The organism is Paraeggerthella sp. (assembly GCF_048427265.1).
GTDB lineage: Bacteria > Actinomycetota > Coriobacteriia > Coriobacteriales > Eggerthellaceae > Paraeggerthella > Paraeggerthella hominis.
In genome coordinates, this window is record NZ_DBFOSR010000007.1 from 1 (window position 1) to 21,823 (window position 21,823).

General features: G+C 62.1%; 16 protein-coding genes, 1 pseudogene and 1 riboswitch. Of the genes and pseudogenes, 9 read left to right on the forward strand and 8 right to left on the reverse strand.

Translation table 11 applies throughout. The annotated features are described in order from the left end of the window. The first annotated feature begins 467 nt into the window (after positions 1–467). Positions 468–3,143 (forward strand): protein translocase subunit SecD, encoded by a 2,676-nt coding sequence (gene secD, locus ACMNI9_RS00785; RefSeq protein ID WP_418830347.1) that lies wholly within the window; start codon positions 468–470, stop codon positions 3,141–3,143. A gap of 41 nt (positions 3,144–3,184) precedes the next feature. Here the strand turns inward: secD and ACMNI9_RS00790 are convergent, their stop codons facing one another. Further along, positions 3,185–4,615 (reverse strand): helix-turn-helix domain-containing protein, encoded by a 1,431-nt coding sequence (locus ACMNI9_RS00790; RefSeq protein WP_418830350.1) that lies wholly within the window; start codon positions 4,613–4,615, stop codon positions 3,185–3,187. A 241-nt stretch (positions 4,616–4,856) separates the two neighbouring features. On the opposite strand from ACMNI9_RS00790, the gene ACMNI9_RS00795 reads away from it, so the two are divergent. From ACMNI9_RS00795 to ACMNI9_RS00805, 3 genes are all read left to right on the forward strand, one after another. Beyond that, positions 4,857–6,611, forward strand: coding sequence for an FAD-binding protein (locus ACMNI9_RS00795; RefSeq protein WP_418830352.1), 1,755 nt, complete (start codon positions 4,857–4,859; stop codon positions 6,609–6,611). Between the two features lie 18 nt (positions 6,612–6,629). Continuing rightward, complete coding sequence (locus ACMNI9_RS00800) at positions 6,630–7,055, forward strand: cytochrome c3 family protein (RefSeq protein WP_418830355.1); 426 nt, start codon at positions 6,630–6,632, stop codon at positions 7,053–7,055. A 203-nt stretch (positions 7,056–7,258) separates the two neighbouring features. Further along, entirely contained in the window at positions 7,259–7,582 is a 324-nt protein-coding gene (locus tag ACMNI9_RS00805) for a DUF1292 domain-containing protein (RefSeq protein ID WP_114566763.1), read from the forward strand. 38 nt (positions 7,583–7,620) lie between these two features. Here the strand turns inward: ACMNI9_RS00805 and ACMNI9_RS00810 are convergent, their stop codons facing one another. The 6 genes from ACMNI9_RS00810 to ACMNI9_RS00835 all read right to left on the reverse strand — a co-directional run bounded on the left by ACMNI9_RS00810 (position 7,621) and on the right by ACMNI9_RS00835 (position 11,838). Beyond that, entirely contained in the window at positions 7,621–7,815 is a 195-nt protein-coding gene (locus ACMNI9_RS00810) for a hypothetical protein (protein WP_114566764.1), read from the reverse strand. A gap of 274 nt (positions 7,816–8,089) precedes the next feature. Next, the gene (locus ACMNI9_RS00815; RefSeq protein ID WP_418830357.1) at positions 8,090–8,503 is read right to left on the reverse strand and encodes a pyridoxamine 5'-phosphate oxidase family protein; all 414 of its coding nucleotides are present in this window, start codon (positions 8,501–8,503) and stop codon (positions 8,090–8,092) included. 40 nt (positions 8,504–8,543) lie between these two features. Beyond that, entirely contained in the window at positions 8,544–9,344 is an 801-nt protein-coding gene (locus ACMNI9_RS00820; protein ID WP_418830360.1) for an energy-coupling factor transporter transmembrane component T family protein, read from the reverse strand. Continuing rightward, entirely contained in the window at positions 9,337–10,302 is a 966-nt protein-coding gene (locus ACMNI9_RS00825; protein WP_418830362.1) for an energy-coupling factor transporter ATPase, read from the reverse strand. Before ACMNI9_RS00825 ends, ACMNI9_RS00820 begins: the two co-directional genes overlap by 8 nt. Further along, positions 10,278–11,099: an energy-coupling factor transporter ATPase gene (locus tag ACMNI9_RS00830; protein ID WP_216528903.1), complete on the reverse strand. Its 822-nt coding sequence runs from the start codon at positions 11,097–11,099 to the stop codon at positions 10,278–10,280. The genes ACMNI9_RS00825 and ACMNI9_RS00830 overlap by 25 nt, the downstream gene beginning before the upstream one ends. A gap of 142 nt (positions 11,100–11,241) precedes the next feature. Beyond that, positions 11,242–11,838 (reverse strand): ECF transporter S component, encoded by a 597-nt coding sequence (locus ACMNI9_RS00835; protein WP_418830365.1) that lies wholly within the window; start codon positions 11,836–11,838, stop codon positions 11,242–11,244. A 138-nt stretch (positions 11,839–11,976) separates the two neighbouring features. After that, a riboswitch (FMN riboswitch) is annotated at positions 11,977–12,142 on the reverse strand. Positions 12,143–12,489: 347 nt separating this feature from the next. Here ACMNI9_RS00835 and ACMNI9_RS00840 point away from each other — a divergent pair. From ACMNI9_RS00840 to ACMNI9_RS00850, 3 genes are all read left to right on the forward strand, one after another. Continuing rightward, positions 12,490–12,993, forward strand: coding sequence for an L-2-amino-thiazoline-4-carboxylic acid hydrolase (locus ACMNI9_RS00840; RefSeq protein ID WP_114566770.1), 504 nt, complete (start codon positions 12,490–12,492; stop codon positions 12,991–12,993). A 164-nt stretch (positions 12,994–13,157) separates the two neighbouring features. After that, the gene (locus ACMNI9_RS00845; RefSeq protein ID WP_418830369.1) at positions 13,158–14,606 is read left to right on the forward strand and encodes an alanine/glycine:cation symporter family protein; all 1,449 of its coding nucleotides are present in this window, start codon (positions 13,158–13,160) and stop codon (positions 14,604–14,606) included. Between the two features lie 273 nt (positions 14,607–14,879). Next, positions 14,880–16,295: an alanine/glycine:cation symporter family protein gene (locus tag ACMNI9_RS00850; protein ID WP_216528898.1), complete on the forward strand. Its 1,416-nt coding sequence runs from the start codon at positions 14,880–14,882 to the stop codon at positions 16,293–16,295. A 117-nt stretch (positions 16,296–16,412) separates the two neighbouring features. Here the strand turns inward: ACMNI9_RS00850 and ACMNI9_RS00855 are convergent, their stop codons facing one another. After that, entirely contained in the window at positions 16,413–19,268 is a 2,856-nt protein-coding gene (locus ACMNI9_RS00855) for a metallophosphoesterase (protein ID WP_418830371.1), read from the reverse strand. An 899-nt stretch (positions 19,269–20,167) separates the two neighbouring features. Here ACMNI9_RS00855 and ACMNI9_RS00860 point away from each other — a divergent pair. Together ACMNI9_RS00860 and ACMNI9_RS00865 are read left to right on the forward strand one after the other, a co-directional pair. Next, on the forward strand, positions 20,168–21,457 hold the full coding sequence (locus ACMNI9_RS00860) for an aminoacetone oxidase family FAD-binding enzyme (RefSeq protein ID WP_418830374.1): 1,290 nt from the start codon (positions 20,168–20,170) through the stop codon (positions 21,455–21,457). Continuing rightward, positions 21,450–21,823 (forward strand): annotated as a pseudogene (locus ACMNI9_RS00865) (FAD-dependent oxidoreductase); the annotation flags it as partial. The gene ACMNI9_RS00860 and the pseudogene ACMNI9_RS00865, both read left to right, overlap by 8 nt.

Below are 21,823 nucleotides of genomic sequence, written 5' to 3' on the forward strand. Positions count from 1 at the left end.
GCGCGATAACGCTGGAGATCAGCTCGACGGCCGCCGTAATCAAAGCCAAATCGGTCATGGCGTCCACCTCCTCCCGTTTTTCCCTTCGTCGGGGGCATGGGTGGAAAGGGGCGTGGAGCCTCGCCGCCTGGTGATCCGTCCTTCCATGATAGCGGCTCGGCCTAGCGCGCAGATGGCGTGCGTCCAGCGCGGAGCTCGCGCGCTTCTTCGCGGTTCCGGCGCGGATCTAGCGCGAACCTAGCGCGGATCTAGCACGTTTCCGAAGCGGTTCTATTCGGATTCCGCTCGATTTCTCGACCAACTCTATCGTGGTTCTTCACGTTGCGTTTTCTCGGTTTAACCTTTATCAGGAATAAAAGGCCTCCGGTATCGCTTGCCCTGGTTTTGTGGCACAATAGGGCAGTTATCGTGCGGGGCGATCGAGCCTCGTTCCAGCGTATCTGAGATTACGAACTAGGGAGCGTCACATGGCGGCAGCGCAGAAGGCGAAAAAGAAGCAATCCGGGTCGGTGAACCGGCGCAACGTTTGGTTGCTGGTCGTTACCACGTTGCTGGTTGTCGGCTCGATCTTTATGTTCACGCCGCCCCAGGAAAAAATCAACCAAGGCCTGGACATTCAAGGCGGCCTGTCCGTGGTTCTTACCGCGAAGGGCGCCGACGGCGCTCAAGTAACCGCCGACGAAATGGAGAAGTCGCGCGCCATCATCGAAAGCCGCGTGAACGCTCTCGGCGCGTCCGAGTCGGTGGTGCAGGTACAGGGAACCGACCAGATCCTCGTTCAGATTCCAGGTCTCACGAACACCGAGGATGCGCTCAACACCATCGGCAAGACCGGCAAGTTGGAGTTCGCGCGCCTCGATTCCTTTACGGATGCCGACGTCAAATCGAAAATCGAAAGCGGGCAGTACGGCTCTGAAGGAACTGTGACCGACGCTTTGGGAAACTCCTTCCCCTCGGGTAAAACCGAGCACCTTAAGGTGGCCGAAGGGACGTACACGCCGCTCGTGACCGGCGCCGACATTACGAACGTTTCCGTCGGCAAGCCTTCGGACACGGCAACCGATTACGCGGTCAACATCACGCTCAACTCCCAGGGGGCCCAGGCGTTCGCCGCTGCGACGAAGGAGCTTGCGGCAACGAAGGGCAAGATCGTCATCATCCTTGACGGCGAGGTGCAATCCGCCCCTGCCGTGCAAAGCGAGATTCCCGACGGCAACGTGCAGATCACGGGCGGCTACACCCTTGAGGAAGCCAAATCGATGCAGACCGTGCTCGAAAGCGGCTCCTTGCCGGTGAGCTTCGAGTACGCGCAAAGCCAGGTAGTCGGCCCGACGCTCGGGCAGGATGCGCTCCATTCCGGCGTGCTGGTCGCGCTGATCGGCTTGGCCGTGGTCATGCTGTACCTGTTGTTCTTCTATCGGGGCCTGGGATTCATCACGGCGGGTGCCATGGTGGTGTTCGCGGTGCTGTACCTGGGCATTTTGGCAACGCTTTCCCATTTCGGCCTGTTCAGCCTGTCGCTTGCCGGCATTGCGGGCATTGTTCTGACCATCGGCATGGCCGCCGACTCGTCCATTCTTACCATGGAGCGCTTCCGCGAGGAGATTCGCATGGGTCGCAGCGTGCGCGCTGCGTCCATCACCGGCGTGAAGCACGCCATCGTCACGTCCATCGATGCCGACCTGGTTACGCTGGTGTCGGCTCTCTCGCTGTTCTTCCTGGCCAGCGCTTCGGTCAAGGGCTTCGGCTTGACGCTTGCCCTGGGCATCGCGTGCGACATTCTCATGATGCTGTTGTTCAAGGCGCCGCTTATCCGCGTGCTTGCGCCGCGCGTTATCGCGAAGCATCCCGGTTTCTGGGGCATCAAGGACAGCCAGCAGGCGGCGAGCGATTACGCTGCGCTGGCGTCTGCGGAGGGGACGACCGTGGCCGAGGCCGAGATTGGCGAGGCCATCGATCCGGCTGCTTCCGAGAAGGCGGCGGAGCGCGCTGCTGGAGAAGCGGGCGAGGCGGCGGCTGCGAAGGCGCGCAAGCCGCGCGGCAAGTTCATCAAGCATGACGTCAACTTCCTAGGCCACCGCAAGGTGTTCCTTACGGTGGCTGCCGTGCTGGTGTGCGCGTCGCTTGCCGTGGTGGGCGTGAAGGGCCTCAACTTCGGTATCGAGTTCGTGGGCGGCACGTCGGTTTCGTTCCATAATACCGGGCAGGTGTCTATCGACCAGATGCGCGGCGCCTTCAACGATGCGGGCGAGCCCGATGCCGTTATCCAGACCACCAACGCCGACGGGGACGAAGGCTTCCTGGTGCGCACTACCACCACGAGCGCCGAAGAAGCCACGTCGCGCGCGAATCAGGTTGCCGATAAGCTGGGGCTTTCCACCGACAGCTTCGAGGTGACCACCATCGGGCCGGACTGGGGCGCGAGCGTCATCCAATCTTCGCTCATCGCGTTTCTCGTCTCCATCGTGCTCATCATCATCTACATCGCCATTCGCTTCGAGTACAAGATGGGCGTGACGGCCATCGTGGCCCTTTTGCATGACCTGGTGCTGGTCATGGGCATTTACGCGCTGGTTGGGCGCGAGGTCAACCCGAACACCATCGCCGCGCTCCTTACCATTCTGGGCTATTCGCTCTACGATACGGTGGTCGTGTTCCACCGCATCAATGACAACATGAAGGCCGACGACGTCAAGTGCACGTTCATGACGATGGCGAACCATTCCATCAACCAGGTGCTCGTGCGTACCGTCAACACGACGCTGACCTCGCTTATTCCGGTGCTGGCCATGCTCTTCTTCGGCGGCGAGACGTTGAAGGACTTCGCATTCGCCATGTCCATCGGCTTGATCTGCGGGTCGTACTCCTCGATTGCCGTGGCGGCCCCGCTGTACGCCATGTGGAAGACGCGCGAGCCGCGTTACGCCAAGCTGGTAAAGAAGTTCGGTCCCGAGGTCGGTCGATACGAGTTCGGCAACCCGAACGCCATGGCGGAGGGCGCCTCGCCCAAGAAGGCTGCGAAGGCCGCAGGCGCCGCTTCCGCTTCGACGGCGAAGGCCGGTTCGAATCACGGTTCGAATGCTGGCAAGACGCAGCACAAGCCGCCCAAGGCGCAGCGCAAGAAGCGCCCCGACAAGAAGTAACGTAAACGGCCCCGGACACCGGGGCCGTTTCCTTGCGGGGCCTAAAGTCCCATCAGTTCGAAGAGCTCTTCTCGGCTATGCACTCCAAGCTTTTTGTATACGTGCCTGATGTGGGATTTCGCAGTTCCGTTTGCGATAGTCATTTCGGTGGCTATTTCGTTGGCGGTCTTTTGCTTCAGGAGCAGTTCGAGCACCTCGTGTTCGCGAGCGCCCAAATTGCATTGGGCGGAAATCTGCGTGATGCGTGCAACCTGCTCGCTTGGCAGATCCCCTTCGTTCCTTGTCCGATCGGGGTCGAACAAGGCGATCAGCTGTTTGGGTATGAATCCGTTTCGAATGCACAGAAGCATGGCTGAAAGGACGGCTAGCACCGAGGATAGCACCACGACGTCGTGCGAAAGCGCAGAGCCGAACATCGCCCACGCGGAAACGGCTCTGCCAAGAATGCACCCGCCGAAGTATCCGATCATGAGAAGGGAGAACGTTTGGTATGCGCGGGAATCAAACTTCTCAGTGATGGCGCATAGGAGCACGACTGCGTATGCGAGAAACAGCAGTATGCCAACGAGCGCAAGATCGAATGTGACTACTGGATTGAGATCCAGAAACGAAGCCGACAGGGTTGCGGTCACGATGATGGGCACGGCGATGTTGAGCAGCGATAAGGTGGTGAGCCGCTTGAAGGAGAGCATCAATACGCCTACCAGCAAAAAGGGTATCAATATGGCGATTGCGGAAAACGCGAGGGAAAAGTGTTCGAGTCCGGCGAAGGAGAGCGACACCATGAACGCGTAACTGAACAAAAGCGTGGAGATGGTGATATGGATGGGTGCGTGACCCTGCGACTCCTTCACGAGCTGATCGGGTGGCGCTTTTCGCAAGAGGGCCATGCGCTTTGTAAGTGTGAAAGCGGCTATTCCAAGCAGCGCCACCAGGCTGCATGCAACTCGTGGCGTGTCCATGCCGACGATGAACCACAGGATGATCGATCCGGCGAAGGCGGAGAACATGATGTTCCAAATGACGGTAGCCGCGCTGTTGTGCGCGTATACCCATAGCCAGCACACGGCCATGACGGAAAGGTAAATTCCGAACAGGCCTCCTCCTATTACGGTAACCAGCAAAGGCGATACGCGTACCATTGTTGGAAACAGAGCGAACGCGAGAATGCTGACTAGCACGCATGCGCTCGAGATCCAAATGACGGAAGGCTTTGCAAAGACGGGTCGATCGCTTTTGGAGAGGGCGAGCAGTATGAAGGAAGTAATTGCGCCCAGAAGGCAGGTGACGTCTGAGAACGATAACTCTTCGGGGGAAACGTGCGCGAGCGCGGGGGTGTAGTGCGTGTACGACACCAGGGCGATCATGCACGACGTTCCAACGAACAGTCCGTCCGCGCTCGCTTTCTTTCGCGTGGTCGCTACGGCGCTCCGCACTTTCGCGAAGACGTCTAGGCGTCTTTCGTTTCCCATATGCGTTCCCCTCCCAAAGCTCCCCATCACGACAGTATCCCATAACGCACGATCGCGGTAGAGATAAATCGCTAACCCCTTCAAGGGTTAGCGAGGGTTAGCGGTTCAGGTTAGCAAAATGCCCGCAGTGCTGTGAAGTTACCGATTTCTTAACCTCTCCTTGAACACGTAGGATCGGTTGCGAGCCGATCGCTCGATACAAGGGGTCGGTTAAAGGGATGGATCAAGGAAAGGGGACGTCATGTTGAACAGGGAAAGCATGCGTGGTCAAGGAATGTCTCGTCGCGGATTTCTAACCGGAGCTGCGATGGTCGGAGCTGGGGCAGCATTCGGGCTTGCCGGCTGCAGCGGTGGGGCGTCGGAGTCCGAATCGAAGGCTCCCGCCGATGATGCGAATGCGGCTGCGGCTCCTGAGGCCGGGCAGCCTGCATTCCTCACGCCACCTGACCCCATTGCCGAAAGCGAGATAGCCGAGACGATCGATTGCGATATCGTTATCTGCGGTGCGGGCATCTGCGGGTTGCCTGCCGCTATGCTTGCGGCCGAGAGCGGCGCGAACGTGCATGTGGTGGAAAAAGGAAGCACGTACGGCTTGTTCCGCTTGTGCACTGCCGGCTTCAACTCCGATGTGCAGACGAAGTTGGGGTTGACCACCGATCGCAAGGAGTTCGTCACTTCGACATGGGCCATCACCAATGGAGTGCAGGGCCGGACGTCGGCTTACGGTCTGTGGTTCGATAACTCCGGTCCCTACATCAACTGGCTCGAGAAGATCTTCAACGAGAAGGGCTACCAGCTGATTCCCGCCGCATCGCTCGACTACAAGATCACGAACGACGGCATTGGCATGCCGGGCGCAAGCCCCCTGTGGCAGGCGTTCGCCCAGATGATTTTCTTCGCGCAGAAAGACGGCGGATTCTTCGCTACGGGTGATCCTGTGGACTGGACGGGCGTTATGGAGGCATACGCTTCCGAAAAGGGAGCAACTTTCCATTACAACACTCCTGCCGTTCAGCTTGTCCGAGACAGCGACGGACGGTGCACGGGCGTTATCGCCGAGAACGAGTCGGGCGAGTACGTGAAGTACAACGCTTCGAAGGGCGTGCTGCTGGCTACGGGCGATATGGCGGCTGACCGGGAAATGATGGCGCATTACAACGTGTCGCTGAAAAAGATCGTTCGCTACAACATCAATACCAACGACACGGGCGACGGCCAGAAGATGGGCATGTGGATCGGGGCGGACATGGACGAGTTCGCTTGCGGCGATCTGTGGCCGTTTGCAGCTGTCATGATGGACGGGACGCTGCCCACTACGTTCGACGGCACCCATTTCTATGCAGGCGTTGCCAACTTGCCTGTGCTCATGGTCGATGGAGCCGGCCGACGCCTCATGGCTGAGAATCTGCCGTTCCAGTCGCCCTCCATTCCCAAGCTGACGTGTACGCCGGATGGCTGCGCGTGGAGCATTTGGGATAGCGCTTGGAAAGAGAAGTTTCCTGAGGGTGGCTACATGGTGGAGGACTATACCGCCTCGAACACCCAAGAAGAAGTGGATAAGAACGTTGCGAACGGCATTACGTTCAAGTTCGACACCATCGAAGAGTTGGCCGAGCATTGCGGATTCGACAAGGACATCTTCATGGCCACGTTCGCGCGCTACAACGAGCTGTGCGCAGCTGGCGAAGATCTTGACTTTTACAAGGATCCGCTGTGGATGAACCCCATTGACACGCCGCCGTACTACGCCTCGAAGCACTGTTCGTCGATGACTTCGACGCGTGGCGGACTCAAGAACGACGAGCGGCAGCGCGTTCTCGACAAGAAGGGCATGCCTATTCCGGGTTTGTACGTTGCCGGCAACACCGCCGGATCGTTCTACGGCAACGTGTATCCTCCCAACGTGATGGGCTCTGGCATCGGACATGGCCAGTGCTTTGCGTGGCTGGCCGTCAAGGATATTCTGGGCCTCGATTACATTCATGCAAACATCTAGGAAGAGAAGGTGCTGAACGTGAAAAAAGGGAAGCTGCTGAAGGTTTTGGCGCCCGTGATGCTTGCTGCTTCTCTGGCGGTGGCATTAGGGGGATGTGCGCCGAAGGCAGGCGACGATCAGGGCGCTGCGGAGGCGACGTATCCGACGGGTTCATTGAAAGCCGTGCATGTGGAAGGCCAGCTGGACGGAGTCGAATCGTTCGACAACAAGGTGTGCTTGAGCTGCCATACGCGCGACACCATCAACGCGGCGAACGAGAACTACCAGGGTATCGAAGGGTTCAATCCTCATAAAGCGCACTTGGCTGCCGGGGATTGCGTCACATGTCATTCGGTGGACGGCACGTCGACGATGACCTGCAACGAATGCCATGATGCTCCGTTGCCCGAAGGATGGCAAAGCGCCGAGCGCGGGTCAGGCCCGTTGCATAGCTTGACGAAGTAACAACCCCTTGTTGCACGGACGTCCCCTTCCCTCCCTGGGCGTTCGATGCAAAGGAAGGTCCCCTGGCAGGGGACCTTCCTTTGCGGTGTGCCGCCCGTCCAGCCGTCTGGCGCTTGTCTGTCGTTGCCGGCTCGAACGCGCGCGGTGCAAGGTGCTTGTGGTACCCTAGCGCCAATGAACATGCGAGGAGCAAGGAGTCCGCGATGCGTGAAGGAAGCGCCCCTAACTTTTGTCCGCCGGTGGAGGAGGGCATCGCCATCGTGCTCGAAGACGAGACTGGCGAGCAGACGGAGCTGGAGTTTCTGGGTCTGATTCTGCACGAAGGCCGAAGCTACGGGTTCTTTTTCCCGATCAGCGAGGACGAGCCGGCCGGCTCGTCGGGCGAGGTTGTTTTGCTGGAAGTGACGGAACTCGACGAAGAAGGCCAGCCCGCGGCTTTCGAGCTTGTCGAGGACGAGGCGGTAGCCTCCGAGGTATACGAGGACTTCAGGGCGGCGACGAAGGACCTGTACGATTTTGCAGATTAAAGTAAAAACGGCGCGGGGAGCAATCCCCGTGCCGTCGTTTAGCGTCCGAGCAGATCCCATCCTTGCGGTGGCTTGATGCGGTCGGATTGCGCGATGGCCGCAAGATACATCACTTCGTGGTGGATGGCTTTTTCAAGACGGCAGACTTCCTCTTCCGTGTTTGCAAGCTCGAAGATCTTCGAAGCGCTGCCCTTGATGGCTTCCATGAGCGCATCGTAGTCGTTTACATCCATGGTTCTCAACCTCTTGCTCTAACGGGGGAGCGGGGCTTTTTATACTCTGACCTCGCAACACTCAATTCTATTGACGGGTCGTGAACTACAGTGTACGACTTTCGTTTCACCCAGCGCTAGCCTTCCTTCGGCGTACGGAATACTTCACTAAAAACGCAAGGAGGGCCACAGCTCCGGCATATTCGCGTAGCAAGCGCGAAAGCGGCGCAGCGTGGCGGGTGGACCTCCGGTCGTCGCCGCGCGTGCTGCACCGCTTTCGTTTGCGTTGCCGAGTTTAGAACTCGACGGGATTCCAGCTGCCGTCGATGTCGCACACCCATGCTTCGGGGTTCGTCACGGTGAAGAACGTGAGCGTCTCGTCTTCGGGTCCATCGTAGCTTTCGCCGAGTCCGGTCATGTGCTCGAACCCGGCACGGCGCACCTCGCTGTTCGCGCGGTCTTCCAAATCGGCTTGCCCGCGCATGATGACCCAGCCGCTCCCCGGCTTCCAGGCGCTCAGCTCGAACTTCGGATTGGCCTTCAGTTCTCGGTACACGTCTTTGGTGGTTGCGGTGCAGAACCAAATGCGGCCGTCCTGGATGGCGGCGAAGCTGAAGGGCCGCACGTGCGGCTGGTCGCCGTCGCACGTGGCCAGATACCAGGCGGGCACGCTCGTTAGGTAGTCGACGATGGTTTCGTTTCCGTTCATGGGGCGTTCCTCTCTTCAGTGGGGGCTGTTGCCAGTTCGGCTAGTTCGGTATGAAATTGGTTGCAATGACGCACGCCAGCATGAGCAGGATTACCCCCGTGCCTCGTGCGTCAAGCTGCGAGTACGCAAGCGGATGCAGGCGCGTCCGCCCGGTCCCCCCGTGGTAGCAGCGCGCGTCCATGCCCGAGGAAAGCGTTTCCGCATGGCGAAACGCGCTGGTGAACAGGGGAACCATAAGGGAGGCCAGCATGCGCACCTTCCCCTTGGAAAACGTTGCCCCGCGGCTGATCTGCGCGCGGTAGACGGTTTGCAGCTCAAAAGTGAACTGCGGCAGGAATCGAAGCGCAATGCCCATCATCATGGAAAGCTCGTGGGCCGGTACTCCGATGCGTGCGAAAGGGTGCAGCAGGTACTCGAAAGCGTCGGTGATATCGAGCGTGGTCGTGGTCAGCGTAAGAAGGCTCATGCCCAGCAGCAGCAAGAGGAGCCGGCACGCGATGAACGCAGCTTGCCAGATACCTGCCTCGCTGATGCGGAAGATCCACCACTCGAACAGCACCTGCCCGCCCTGCACGAAGAACACGTTCAGCAGCGCGGTGATGACCACGATGAACGCCAGCGGCGCGATGGACTTGAACGCCGATCGAAGCGGGATGCCCGCCAACGCGAAGAATCCGAACACGAACGCGGCGCATACGGCAAGCCCCCAGAAGTTTCCCACGTTCGCAACGAAGACCACCGCCATGAGGGCAAGCGAAAGCAGCAGCTTGGCGCGCGGGTCCATGCGGTGAACGGGGCTTGTCCCTGGCCAGTAGCGTCCGATGACCGCGATGTCAGGCATGGCGAGCCTCCGCTTCGTACAGCGCCCTCAGGTCGTCGGCAAGCGATTCCACGTTGTACAACTGGCGGGGCAGGTCAAGGCCCAGCGAGCGCAGCTCGGCTGCAAGCTTGTGCGGGGCCGGCGCGTCCAGCCCGATGGCGCGCAGCTCGTCGCCTTGCGCGAACACCTCGGCCGGCGTGCCTAGCGCGAACTGCCTGCCTTCGTTCAGCACGAGGATTCGATCGGAGAAACGGGCCAGGTCGTCCATGTTGTGCGACACCATCACAACGGTGAGCCCTCCGGCGTGCAATTCGCTTATGAGGGCGAGGAACTCCTCGCGCGCCACGGGATCGAGCCCCGCGACCGGCTCGTCGAGCACCAGCACCTGCGGCTCCATGGCCAAAACCCCGGCGAACGCCACGCGCCGCTGCTGTCCTCCGGAAAGCTCGAAGGGGCTTTTGTCTCCCACGACGTCCGGGTCCAAGCGCACGCTCTCCAGGGCGGCGCGCACGCGCGTCCGCACCTCTTCGTCGGGCACGCCCAGGTTTCGCGGCCCGAACGCCACGTCCTCGTTGACGGTGGCGGCGAACAGCTGATGCTCGGGGTACTGGAACACCAGGCCCACCTTGCCGCGGCACGCCTGTGCCTCCCGCTTGTCGGCCAGGTCTTTCCCATCAAGGAGCACGCGTCCGCGCGTGGGACTCACCAGCCCGTTCATGTGCTGGATGAGCGTGCTCTTCCCGCTTCCGGTGTGGCCGGCCACGCCAAGGAATTCCCCGTCTTCCAGGGAGAAGTTGATGTCGCGAAGCGCCCATACGGCATTGGGATCCGTTCCCCAGGCGGCTTTGCCGTGGGTTTCAAGCGAGGGCGCCTCTTCTGTCACGCCGGCTTCCCGTCGCTTCTTCAGGCGGCGCTTGCGCTTTTCTTGACGGTCGGGGTCGGAATACGAGTAGCTTACGCCTTCGAAAGCAATGCGCATAGCTCCTCCTTCAAGGCTTCGGTTTCAACATGCATGCCTACGGGCACGCCGCGCTGCTTGAGCGCAAGCGAAAGCGCGGCGGCGAACGGTACGTCGAGGTTCAGGCTTTCCAGCAGCTCTGCTCGTACGAGTACTTCTTGAGGGGTTCCGTCGCAGGCGACGCGGCCGTTCTCCAGCACGATGACGCGATCCGCCTGAGCCGCTTCCTCCATGAAATGCGTGATCATGACGATGGTCATACCGCGATCGTGCAGTTCGTGGCACACACGCATAAGGCCCTTGCGCCCGCGCGGATCAAGCATGGCCGTCGCCTCGTCGAGCACCAGGATGTCCGGCTCCATGGCCAAGACGCCCGCGATGGCTACGCGCTGCTTCTGCCCGCCCGACAGCGCCGCGGTCTCGCGCTTGTCGTAGCCCTGCAGACCCACGTCCGCCAGCGCGTCCGCTACGCGCCGGCGCAGCTCCTCGGTGGGCACGCCCAGGTTTTCCGGCCCGAACGCCACGTCGTTTTCGATGAGGCTGGCAACCAGCTGGTCGTCGGGGTTCTGAAACACCATGCCTGCGTTGCTTCGGATGAAATACGTTGCATGCTCGTCGCGCGTGTCGCGGCCAAGCACGGTGACGCTGCCCTCGTCGGGGGTTAGAAGCGCGTTCACGTGCTTGGCTAGCGTCGATTTGCCCGACCCGTTTCCGCCGAGAACGCACACGAACTCGCCTTGCTGAATGCGCGCGTCCACGCCGTCGAGCACGAACGCCTCTCCGTCGTATGTGAATCCCACCTTGGAGAACTCGATCATAAGCAGCGGTCCTTCTTTCCTTTTGTCGCGAGTGCGGTTGCCGGGCGGTGCCCTTTTCCGTGCTTCGGCTTGAGCTCGTCGGCGGTCAAAACTTGCGGCCGCCGACGGCTGGTCTGCTGAAAAGCCCTGGGAAAAGAAGGGTTTAACGCCCCTTGACCTGCTTTTTCTTCGGGGTGATCAGGTTGGAGATGCTTTTGTACACGATCAAGGTCAAAACGGCGTTCAGCGCGCCCTTCACCAAATTGAACGGGGTAAGGACGGGGATGATCATGGCGATCACCGCATCAAGCGGAACGCCCAGCCACGCCGGCGTGATGATCAGGTTGCCCACGATGGCCATGAGCGTTGCAGCAAGGACGGACAGGACAAGGCCCAGCACGCCGCCCTTGAACGACCGCGTTTTGCGGTATACGATGGCTGCGGGCAAGATGAAACCGGTGACTACCAGGATGTTCATGAGCGCACCCGAGAAGTCGGCGAACAAGATGCCGTGGATCACGGCGCCCACGATGCCGACCGACAATCCGGCTGCGGGGCCGAACGCGAAGCCGCATACCATGGCCGGCATGGCGGAGGCATCGTATTTCAGCCAGGTCACGCCGGGTAGCAGCGGAAATTCGACGAACGAAAGCAGTACGCCGATCGCGCACAGCAGCGCCATCGTGACCAATTGGCGGGTTTCCCATTTGTTCGTGTTGGTGAATGCGGGCGCGTGAGCGTCTTTGTTGTTGGCTGCCATGGCAACCCCTTTCTTTCCAGGCCGATTGCGTGCGGGTCAGGTTTTCCGGCCAAAAAAGAAAACAAGCCCGTATGAATTCCTTCCATACAGGCTTGTTGGGTCCGCCGATGCAAAGCGCGCGTGCGCTGCGTTCGCGGATCTCTGCCTCTTCCATCCGGACTATACCGTTGGTCCCGGGATCTCACCGGAATCAGCCTGCACAGCATGGCGCCACGCAGGGTCGCGGACTCTCGGCTTGCTGCAGCGCGAAGCTGCGGGCCGAATTACCGCCAGTGAGGAATTGCACCTCGCCCTGAAACAGAATCCATGGCGCACATTGTAACCACCTCGCTGATCTGTGGCAAGCGTTTCTCACGGAATGCGGACAGGATCGAATTTTTGTGGCGTTGCGGCGCCCGGCGTTGCGACGTTGGGTGCTGGACGCTGGGCGTCGCAACGTTGGACGTCCAACGGGATCGAAAGCGCTTCCGTGAACGCATTGTCGCCCGAAACGTACGGTTTTCGCCGAGAAACCGTACGTTTCGGGCGACAATGCGCGGCGGGGCGGGTTGGCCTGCTGCCGGGCCGTTCTTTTGCCTGCTGGCGGACCGCTCCCGTATAATGCCGGTACGCGAAGACATGGCGCACGCCATGGAAGACGAAGGGGGAGCAATGGGGCAGAGCGGGGTCGTGAACGAGCCGCGGATCAAAAACCCGCTGGTGAAGGCTATTCGGGAGTTGCTGGAGCACCGCGCGCTTTGGCTGTACCTGCTTACGGACGAGGCCGCGAAGGCCGGCGCCGATCCGGCGACGTTCGCGCCGGCAGCGGTCAAGCGCTGCGGCTTGTTTCAGGGGGCGGAGCTGGTTGCAAAGGGCGGCGGCACGCATAGTTTGAAGAGCCTCAAGAAGGGGCTGTTCGGCAAGCCGGCCCAGATGGTGTTCGAGATGGACGTCAAAGACGTGCAGGACGATCGGTTCGAGCTGGAATTTCATTACTGCCCGCTGGTGAAGGCGTGGCAGAAGCAGGGTTGCACCGACGAGGAGATTTCCAACCTGTGCGATTGGGCCATGTGCGGCGATCGCGGCATCGGCGAGGCGTACGGCTGCGAACTGGACCTGCCCAAGACCATCGCGCGCGGCGACGATGTGTGCCACCTGATCTACCATCGGCGGTAGGCCCGTACCCGACGAGCTGGGGCGATTCGGCAGATCGCCGGTTTCGTGAACCTAGCGTGCGAAGCGCGGCATCGATGCGATGTTTCGCACGCTAGGTTACAGTTTGTGTATACCCGACGGGAATTTTCCTTCGCCGGTTCGTGCGGGGGTACAATAGCGAAATTATGTTTGAGATTCTCAACACCATCGACAGCTTTGTATGGGGCCCGGCCATGATCGCGCTCCTTTTGGGCTCGCATCTGTTCTTTACGGTGAAGACGGGCTTCATCCAGCGTAAACTGCCCCAGGCCATCAAGCTCTCGCTCACCTCGGATCCCGAGGGCAAAGGCGACATCAGCCACTTCGGCGCGCTCGCAACGGCGCTGGCGGCCACCATCGGCACGGGCTCCATCGTGGGCGTGGCCACGGCCATTCTGGCGGGCGGTCCAGGTGCCGTGTTCTGGATGTGGATCACGGGCGTGTTCGGCATCGCCACCAAGTACGCGGAAGTGTACGCGGCGGTGAAGTACCGCGTGAAGGACCATAACGGCGCCATGCTGGGCGGCGCCATGTACATTTGGGAGCGCGCGTTTCGTCGCAATGACAAGGGCGAACTGGATCCCGGCCCCGGCGGGCGCACTCCCTGGTGGGCGAAGCTGGGCGCGGTCGCGTTCGCGGCGTTCGCGGCCATTGCCGCCATCGGCACCGGATCGGCCGTGCAGGCGTCGGCTATGGCCGGCATCATCACCTCGAACGTTGCGGTTCCCGCATGGGCTGTGGGCGTGGTGATCGTGATCCTGGTTTCGGTGGTCATCTTCGGCGGCGTGGAATCCATATCCAAAGTCTGCGAGAAGCTGGTTCCTTTCATGGCCGTGGCGTATGCCGGCGGATGCATCGTCATCCTCGTGCTCAACGGTCCGCTTCTGGGTCAGGCGCTCGGTCTTATCCTCGAATGCGCGTTTACCCCGAAGGCCGCGTTCGGCGGCGCCGTGGGCAGCGGCATCATGGTTGCCTTGCAGTTCGGCTGCGCGCGCGGCCTGTTCTCCAACGAATCCGGCCTGGGCTCCGCGCCCATCGTGGCGGCAGCGGCTTCCACCCGCAACCCTGCTCAGCAGGCGCTTGTTGCCATGACCGGCACGTTTTGGTCCACTGTCGTGATCTGCGCGCTGACCGGCATCGTGCTGGTGTCCACCATGCTCGCGCATCCCGACATCGCCTCCGACATCTTGGAGAATCCCACGTTGTACTCGGGCGCCCAGCTGGCAAGCGAGGCGTTCTCGAAGATTCCCTACATCGGAACGCCTATTCTGGTGCTGGGCATGGTGGCGTTCAGCTACACCACCATCCTGGGTTGGTCGTACTACGGCAGCCGCTGCATCACGTACCTGTTCGGGCGCTACGCTATTCGTCCGTATCAGGTGGTGTACGTGGCCGTGGCGTTTTTGGGAGCTATCGGCGTAGGCGACGTCGTCTGGCTGATCAGCGATATCGGCAACGCGCTCATGGCCATTCCCAATATCGTGGTGGTTCTCATGCTGTCCGGCATGGTCGCTCGGGAAACGCGGCACTACATTTACGACGGCAATCTTGACGAAGCCGACGACACGCCCATCCCGCAGCTGGAAGGGAAGTAGGGCTCGCCCGCTCGTCCGCGGATGCGCGTTTTCGCTCGTCCCCCCTGCCCGCGGCGCCGTTCGCTGACAATTTCGCATTTGGTATCAAGCTGCAACGTGCTGCCTCGTTATAATCCGGGTACTTTAGCGTGCGAAAGTGCCCATACCGAAACGGCTTCCATCGTTCTGGCCATGCGCCGATGATGCCCAGCGCTTTGCCGGGGCGGTGCAACCTGCTTCGGTATAGACTCTTCGCCTGCTTTCGTACACAAGGAAAGAGAGAGGGGTTGGGGTATGGACATCGTTCAGCTTATCAGCGACATCGATGCGTTCGTGTGGGGCCCGCCGATGATCATTCTGCTGCTGGGTTCTCACCTGTTCCTGACGTTTCGCACGGGATTCATCCAGCGCAAGCTGCCGACGGCCATCAAGCTGTCGGTAACGAAGGATCCGGACGCACCGGGGGATATCAGCCAGTTCGGTGCGCTGACCACGGCGCTTTCGGCCACCATCGGCACGGGCAACATCGTGGGCGTGGGCACCGCCATCCTGGCGGGCGGTCCGGGCGCGGTGCTGTGGATGTGGCTTACGGGCGTGTTCGGCATGGCTACCAAGTACTCCGAGACGTACGCAGCCGTGAAGTACCGCGTGAAGGACCATAACGGCAACATGCTGGGCGGAGCGATGTACGCGTGGCGCCGTGCGTTCGAGAAGGACGGGAAGACGCCCTGGTACGGCGTGCTGGGGGCGGGCGCCTTCGCCCTGTTCGCCGCTGTGGCTTCGTTCGGCATTGGATCCGCGGTCCAGTCCAGCGCGATGACGGGCATCATCACCTCGAACGCTCCCGGCGTTCCCGCGTGGGGCATCGGGTTGGCTATCGTCATCATGGTGTCGCTCGTCATCTTCGGCGGCATCAAGATCATCTCCAAGGTATGCGAGAAGCTGGTTCCGTTCATGGCTATCGCGTACGCATGGGGCTGTATCGTGATCATTGGAATGAACTGGGAGTACGTGTGGCCCGCTATCTGCTTGATCTTCGAATGCGCCTTCACGCCGAAGGCTGCGTTCGGCGGCGCCGTGGGCAGCGGCCTTATGATGGCGCTGCAGTTCGGTTGCGCGCGCGGCCTGTTCTCCAACGAGTCCGGCTTGGGCTCCGCGCCCATCGTGGCCTCGGCCGCGTCCACGCGCAACCCGGCACGCCAGGCGCTCGTGTCCATGACCGGTACGTTCTGGGATACGGTGGTCATCTGCGCTTTGACGGGCATCGTGCTGGTTTCCACGATGATCGCGAACCCCGGCATCATGGAGAGCGGTCAGGTTTCCGCTGGCGCCGACCTGACAAGCGCGGCGTTCGCGTCGATTCCCTACATCGGCACGCCTATCCTGGTGATCGGCATGATTCTGTTCGCATACACCACCATCCTGGGTTGGTCGTACTACGGCAACCGCTGCGTCACGTACCTGTTCGGCAAGCACGCCATTCGCCCGTACCAGGTGCTCTACGTAGCTGTGGCGTTCTTGGGCGCCATCGGCATCGGCGATTTGGTGTGGACCATCTCGGACATCACCAACGCGCTCATGGCCGTTCCGAACATCATCGTCGTGCTGTTGCTTTCGGGGCTGATCGCTCGCGAGACCAAACATTACGTGTGGGAGAAAAACCTCGACGAGGCGGACGATACCGAGATTCCCGTGCTCGAGAGCAAGTAGCTTGCAGCTTGCACGGTGCTCGTCTCGACAACGCACCGAACAGCCCGGCGCCGTATTGACGCCGGGCTGTTCTTTTTTACGGGGTCGCGAGTTTGCCTTGTGCGCAGAGCGCGTCGGCTAGTCGTCTTCTTCCTCGCCTTTCTTGAGCTTTGCCGCCGCGCCGCCGAGCGCGCCGAGGGCCGCGATGGCCGCCGCGCCTGCGACCGCGCCCCAGGATGCGTCGCCGGTTCTGACGGTTTTCGCCGGGTTGCCGATCGTTGTGCTGCTGCCGCTGCCGCCGGTGCCGCTCGATCCACCCGACCCGCTGCCGGTGCCCGATCCGCTGCCGGTGCCGCTCGATCCGCCGCTGCCGCCCTGGCCGCTTCCGCCGCTGCCGGATCCTCCTTCCGGCTCAGGATCGTTGCCCGGCTTTTCGGGGGCGAACGCCGCGGTTAGGGTTGTCGTTGCCGAGGCGTAGCCGGCTGCGTAGGCTAGCGTGTACGTCCCTGCCGCAGCGGGCGTGAACTGCCAGGTCGGCGCCGAGCCTTCGGTGCTGCCGGTCGCTTTTTGCGCTTCGACGTTTTCAAGGGCGACGGGGTTGCCGTCGGGATCGGTCACGAAGGGCGTTGCCTGCATCGTCGATCCGTTGACGTCCTCGAACGATACGGAGGGTATGGCGTACGGTTCTCCTACCGTGGCTTTCCCCAGATCAGATGCGGTTGGGGCTTGTATCGGGGAAGCGGGGACGGCGGAGGCTGCGTACAGCGTTGCGACATGGTCCCCGGTTGCGACGCCGGGGCTTAGGCGCGCGAACGCCACGCGTCCGACCATCGCATGTTCGGGCTCGCCTTGCGCGTTCGTGTCGGCGCCCAAAAACCAGCGCAACGGCGCGCCGCCGCTTACGCTGGGCGGGGGCAGGGTTCCCGGATTGGCGAACTGCGAAGCAAGCGTTCCGTTCGCGTACAGCTTCATCTCGACGCCGTCGTACGTTGCCACGACATGCGTCCAGGCAAGCGTGTCGACATAGGCGCTGGTCGATTTCCACCCGCCGCCTTCAGGCGACGTGTAGTAATGCAAGCTGGGACGGCTGCCGTTGGGGTCGGAGCTGCTCGACGGGTAGTACTCCAGATTCTGGCCGCGGGATTGCCCCGATGAGAACAGCTCGAAGTAGCTGGAGGGCTCTTCGTCGAACCGGAACAGCACTTCCAGGGTGCATCCGGTGCCGATACGCGCGTAGTCCTCGCTCGTGAACGCGTACGCCGCCGCGGCGGCGCCTCCGAATACGCCGACCTGCTTGTTGAACAGGGGGTCGGAAGTTAGCTCCAATGCTCCGAACTCCTTGATCGCATGGGGCGCGGCAGAGAGGTCGTCGGCCGATCCTTGCGCGAAATCCACGGACAAGAGCGGGTCCTCAAGGGGCGTCACCTCGCGCTCCTTCGTCCTGAACTCGGTCTGGCCGATAAGCGCTTCCTTGCCGTATGCATTGCGGGCGTAGGCCTTGAGCGTGTACGCGGTGTTCTCTGCCAGGGCCGCGCCGATAAGCGGGCGAACGAACTCGTCTGCGCGGTTTTGGCTTGCTTTGTAGTACTCGGACATGAACCGCGCATCGTACAGGGGCGTGTCGGAATCCGCCTCGAAAACCTCGATGCGATAACACAGGACGATATCGTTGTCCAAGCCGGTCGCGTCCGCGTGCACCTTGTTCGCGGTGATGGCGAAGGACGCTCCCGACGAGGTCAGGGTGTCGTCGTTCGGCACCCTGACGGCGGCGTCGGCCTCTACCGTAGGGGGAAGGCTGCGCGCTTCCATGGCGGCAGACGTATAGACCTTGGTTCTTTGGTCGTTCGGGCTGAACGACCACGGCTCGCCAAGGCATGCGCCTTCGCGGAAATCCATGCGGTAGACGGTCACGACATGGGTTGCCGGATCGATGTCCACCAGCTCGCACTGGTTGGCGTCGTCTCCGTCGGCGGGGTGCCCGTACAAAAGGCTCCCCCCGCTGTAGTCGCCGTTGTTGTACCCTTCGTCCTGGCCTCCCTTCGTCCAGAAGTTGTTGGCGAACGTGGCGGTTTGAATAAGGGTGCAGCCGTTGTCTTGGTAGATCGACCGCGGGTCGGCCATGGGGATGTGCGTGTGCCCTGAAAAGTGAACGATCTGGGGATACGCCGCTGCGATTTCATGGTAAAAGGCCATGTCGTTGCCCGTTCGGTCGGACTTGTTGGTTCCGAACTGGCCGTTCCAGCTGCCGCCCGTGCTGTACCAGACCGTGTTGCCGAAGGGATGATGGGTCAACATGAAGATGGGCTTGTTCGCGTCTTCCGCCTGCGCGGCGGCCAGGCGTTCGCGAATCCAGTCCTGCCGGTCGCCGTACCAGCTGTTGTCGTAGCCGCCCGGATGGGACGAGAGCGCCAGCACGTGGTAGCCGCCGCTTCCGCCCACGATGAAATCGCAGTCGGTTTGGCCCTCGTTCGCGCCTCCCGGAATCTGGAACGATCCCGCTACGGCCAGCTTGGAGGAAAGAAACTCCTTGAACGCAGCCTGGGCGTTCTCCTTGTTTCCTTGCCAGCTGTAGTATTCGTGGTTGCCCATTACGATCCCAACGGGCTTGCGCGCGTTCGCGTTGAGGAGCGAGGCCAGCTCATCGTACTGCGCGGGCGTGCCGGTGTCCGCCGAATCGCCCACGAAGAAGTGGGCTGCCACATCGGGCGCGGCGGCGTAGATCCCGGAAAACGCAGCGGGGATCTTCTGCGCGTAGGAGTTGCGGGCCTCGGCGCCTACGTGCGTGTCGCTGTGCACGGTGAAGCGCACGTGCCCGTCCTGCAGCGCGGGCCAAGCTTGGCCGGGGGCCGGGCTGAACGCTGCGTCGGCGTGCTGATCGGGGAACACGAGCATGCCTCCCGCAAGGGACACGCCGGCTACGGCTGCTAGCTTGAGGAACGATCGACGCGACACGCCGATCGTGCTCGTTTCGAAAAAGGATGACGCATGTTCCATGGAAAGCCCTTCTGCTCGAATAGTTGGTTGGCGCTTGCCCGGTTGGGCCGCGACGGCGGGGCGCAGGTGCGCTCGGCGTGGAAAAGGTTGCCGAGCGGAAGTATAGGAGCGCCGCGAAAAGAGCGGGTACGGTGCAGGTAAGGACCGGGTACGCATGCGGTAAGGTTTGCGTAAGAGGCGAAACGTCCAGATGACGAAGCCGCAAGGCGCTCGAGTTCCCAGGAGGCGAACCTCCCGCATGTCCGCGCGCTCGGGATCCGAAGGAGTGATCCGGTCGAGCTTCCAGGCCCGAAACAACCCCTTCGCGTTCCGGGGTCGCCGCGTTCCTCCTCGCGCACCCGTTCCCATTTCCCGCGCTCCCGGTTTTGCAGGGGGCTCTATGTTGAACCGGAATCGACACGTGCTGACGTACGCTGTCTTTTCGAGCGGTCGGGCTGCGATCGGTCGTGATGGGCCCCGGTGGTCGGGCGGCGCCGCTGGTTCGCCGTCAGGATTTTCTCAGCGCCGCCAGCGCCCTCCAGCGCCCCTAGCTGCCCGATTTTTACAGCAATGTTGCGCACCGCCTCGCATCTTCAAAAGCCCCGTCCTTGTGAACTGGGATAATGGAATACGGCTCTTGGAGGGAAGGCGATGAAGAGGGCTTGCGCCTCGAAAAGCGCAACATTGCGTGCAAAATCGAGCAGAAAGTGCAGCGCCGTCCTCAACGCAGGCGGGCGCATGTCGATGGCGGCTCGGCGGCGGGTGTCTTTCTTGACCGTTGCCGCCGCGCCGCTGCGTCGCCGAGCGCGTCGAGGGTCGAGCCGGCTGCTGTCCCCGCGTCGTTTACCTGCTGCGAGGATCCTGCGATAAGCGGTTGCGCTGCAGCGGGGCTCGCCTCGCCTTGCGGTATCATGGCCGGTATGAAGAAACTTGCCATCATAGGAGGCGGCGCGGCGGGGCTCGCGGCCGCTGTTGAAACCGTCCGCGCTCTGCGCGCTCGAGGCGTTGCCCCCGGATCCGTGGAGACGACGGTGTACGAAGCCAGCGACCGCGTCGGTCGATCCATTCTGGCAACCGGCAATGGCCGCTGCAACTTCTCGAATGCTTGCATCGACGTTGCCGCATACCGCAATCCGACGTTCGTCTCGCAGGCTTTGGCCGAGCTTGAGGCCGATCCCGAACCTGAATTAGAATCGCATGAGGACCCCGTTCACAACCTGTTCGCCGACTTGGGCCTGCTCTGGCGCGAAGAGGGCGAGGGGCGTCTGTATCCTTTGGCGAACAAGGCGACCAGCGTGTTGGACGTGCTGCGCTCGGCTGCGCAGGATGCGGGGGTGCATCTGGCGTGCGATTGCGTTGCCAAACGCGTCGATGCGCCGCAGCGCGCGGGCGATCGGCTCCATATTCGGTTTGCGGACGGCGCGGTGCGGCATGCCGATGCCGTGATCGTGGCCGTTGGCGGCAGGGCGATCGAGGAGATCGAGCTGCCGGAAGGGCTGTCATGCGCGAGCGGCCGTCCCGTGCTGGGCGCGCTGCGCACGGATACCGCCCTGGTGAAGCCGCTCAACAACGTTCGCGTCCGCTGCTGCGTTTCGCTGGTGGGCGCGGACGGCGCCGAGAAGGCTCGCGAATCTGGCGAGGTGCTGTTCCGTGATTACGGCGTGTCGGGCATCGCCGTGTTCAACCTGTCGCGCTTCGCCCATCCGGGCGACAAGCTGCGCATTGACCTGCTTCCCCAAATCGCGCCCGAAAAGGCGGAGGGCCTTCTGCTCGATCGCGCCGCCCGCTTGCGTTCGGCCGGTCGCCCGTGCTCGGCCGATGCGCTTGTGCGGGGCATGCTGCTGCCCGCGGTGGCCCATGCCGTGTTGAAGGAGGCGGGACTGCGCCCTGAAGACCCGTTCGCCAAGAAGGATGCGCCGAAGCTGGCGCATGTTCTCAAAGGGTTGTCCCTGACGGTGCGCGGCATCGGGGATGCCCGCCAATGCCAAGTGACGCGCGGGGGGCTTGCCGTCGACGCGTTCGATCCGCGCACGATGGGAGCGCGCCGCATACCGGGCTTCTTCGCGGTGGGAGAGGCGCTGGACGTGGATGCGCCCTGCGGCGGGTACAACTTGCATTGGGCGTGGGCGAGCGGCATGCTGGCAGCCCGCGCGGCAGCCAACGAACTGGCGGTCGACGCCGGTCGAGCGAAGGGAGCGAGCCGTGCTTGAGGTTTCGAACGTGAGGCTTCCGCTTGATGCGGGTGTCGCCGGGTCGAAGGGCGACGCGCTCGTTCGCGTTGCCGCGGCGGATGCGCTGGGCGTGCGGGAGGGGGACGTGGATTCGGTTCGCGTCCTCAAGCGCAGCGTGGATGCGCGCAAGAAGCGGGATGTGCACTTCGTGGCGACGCTTGGCGTGGTTCTTTCCGACGCTTCGATGGAGCAGCGCGTCCTTGTGCAAGCCTGCTCGCGGGCGAGCGCGGGAGCTTCCTCCGGCACTCATGTGAAGCGCCACGAGCCTTATGCGCCGCTTGCCGTTCCGGAACTCGGGCCGACGTTCGAGGCGAGCGGCGAGCCGCGCCCCGTGGTGGTAGGCGC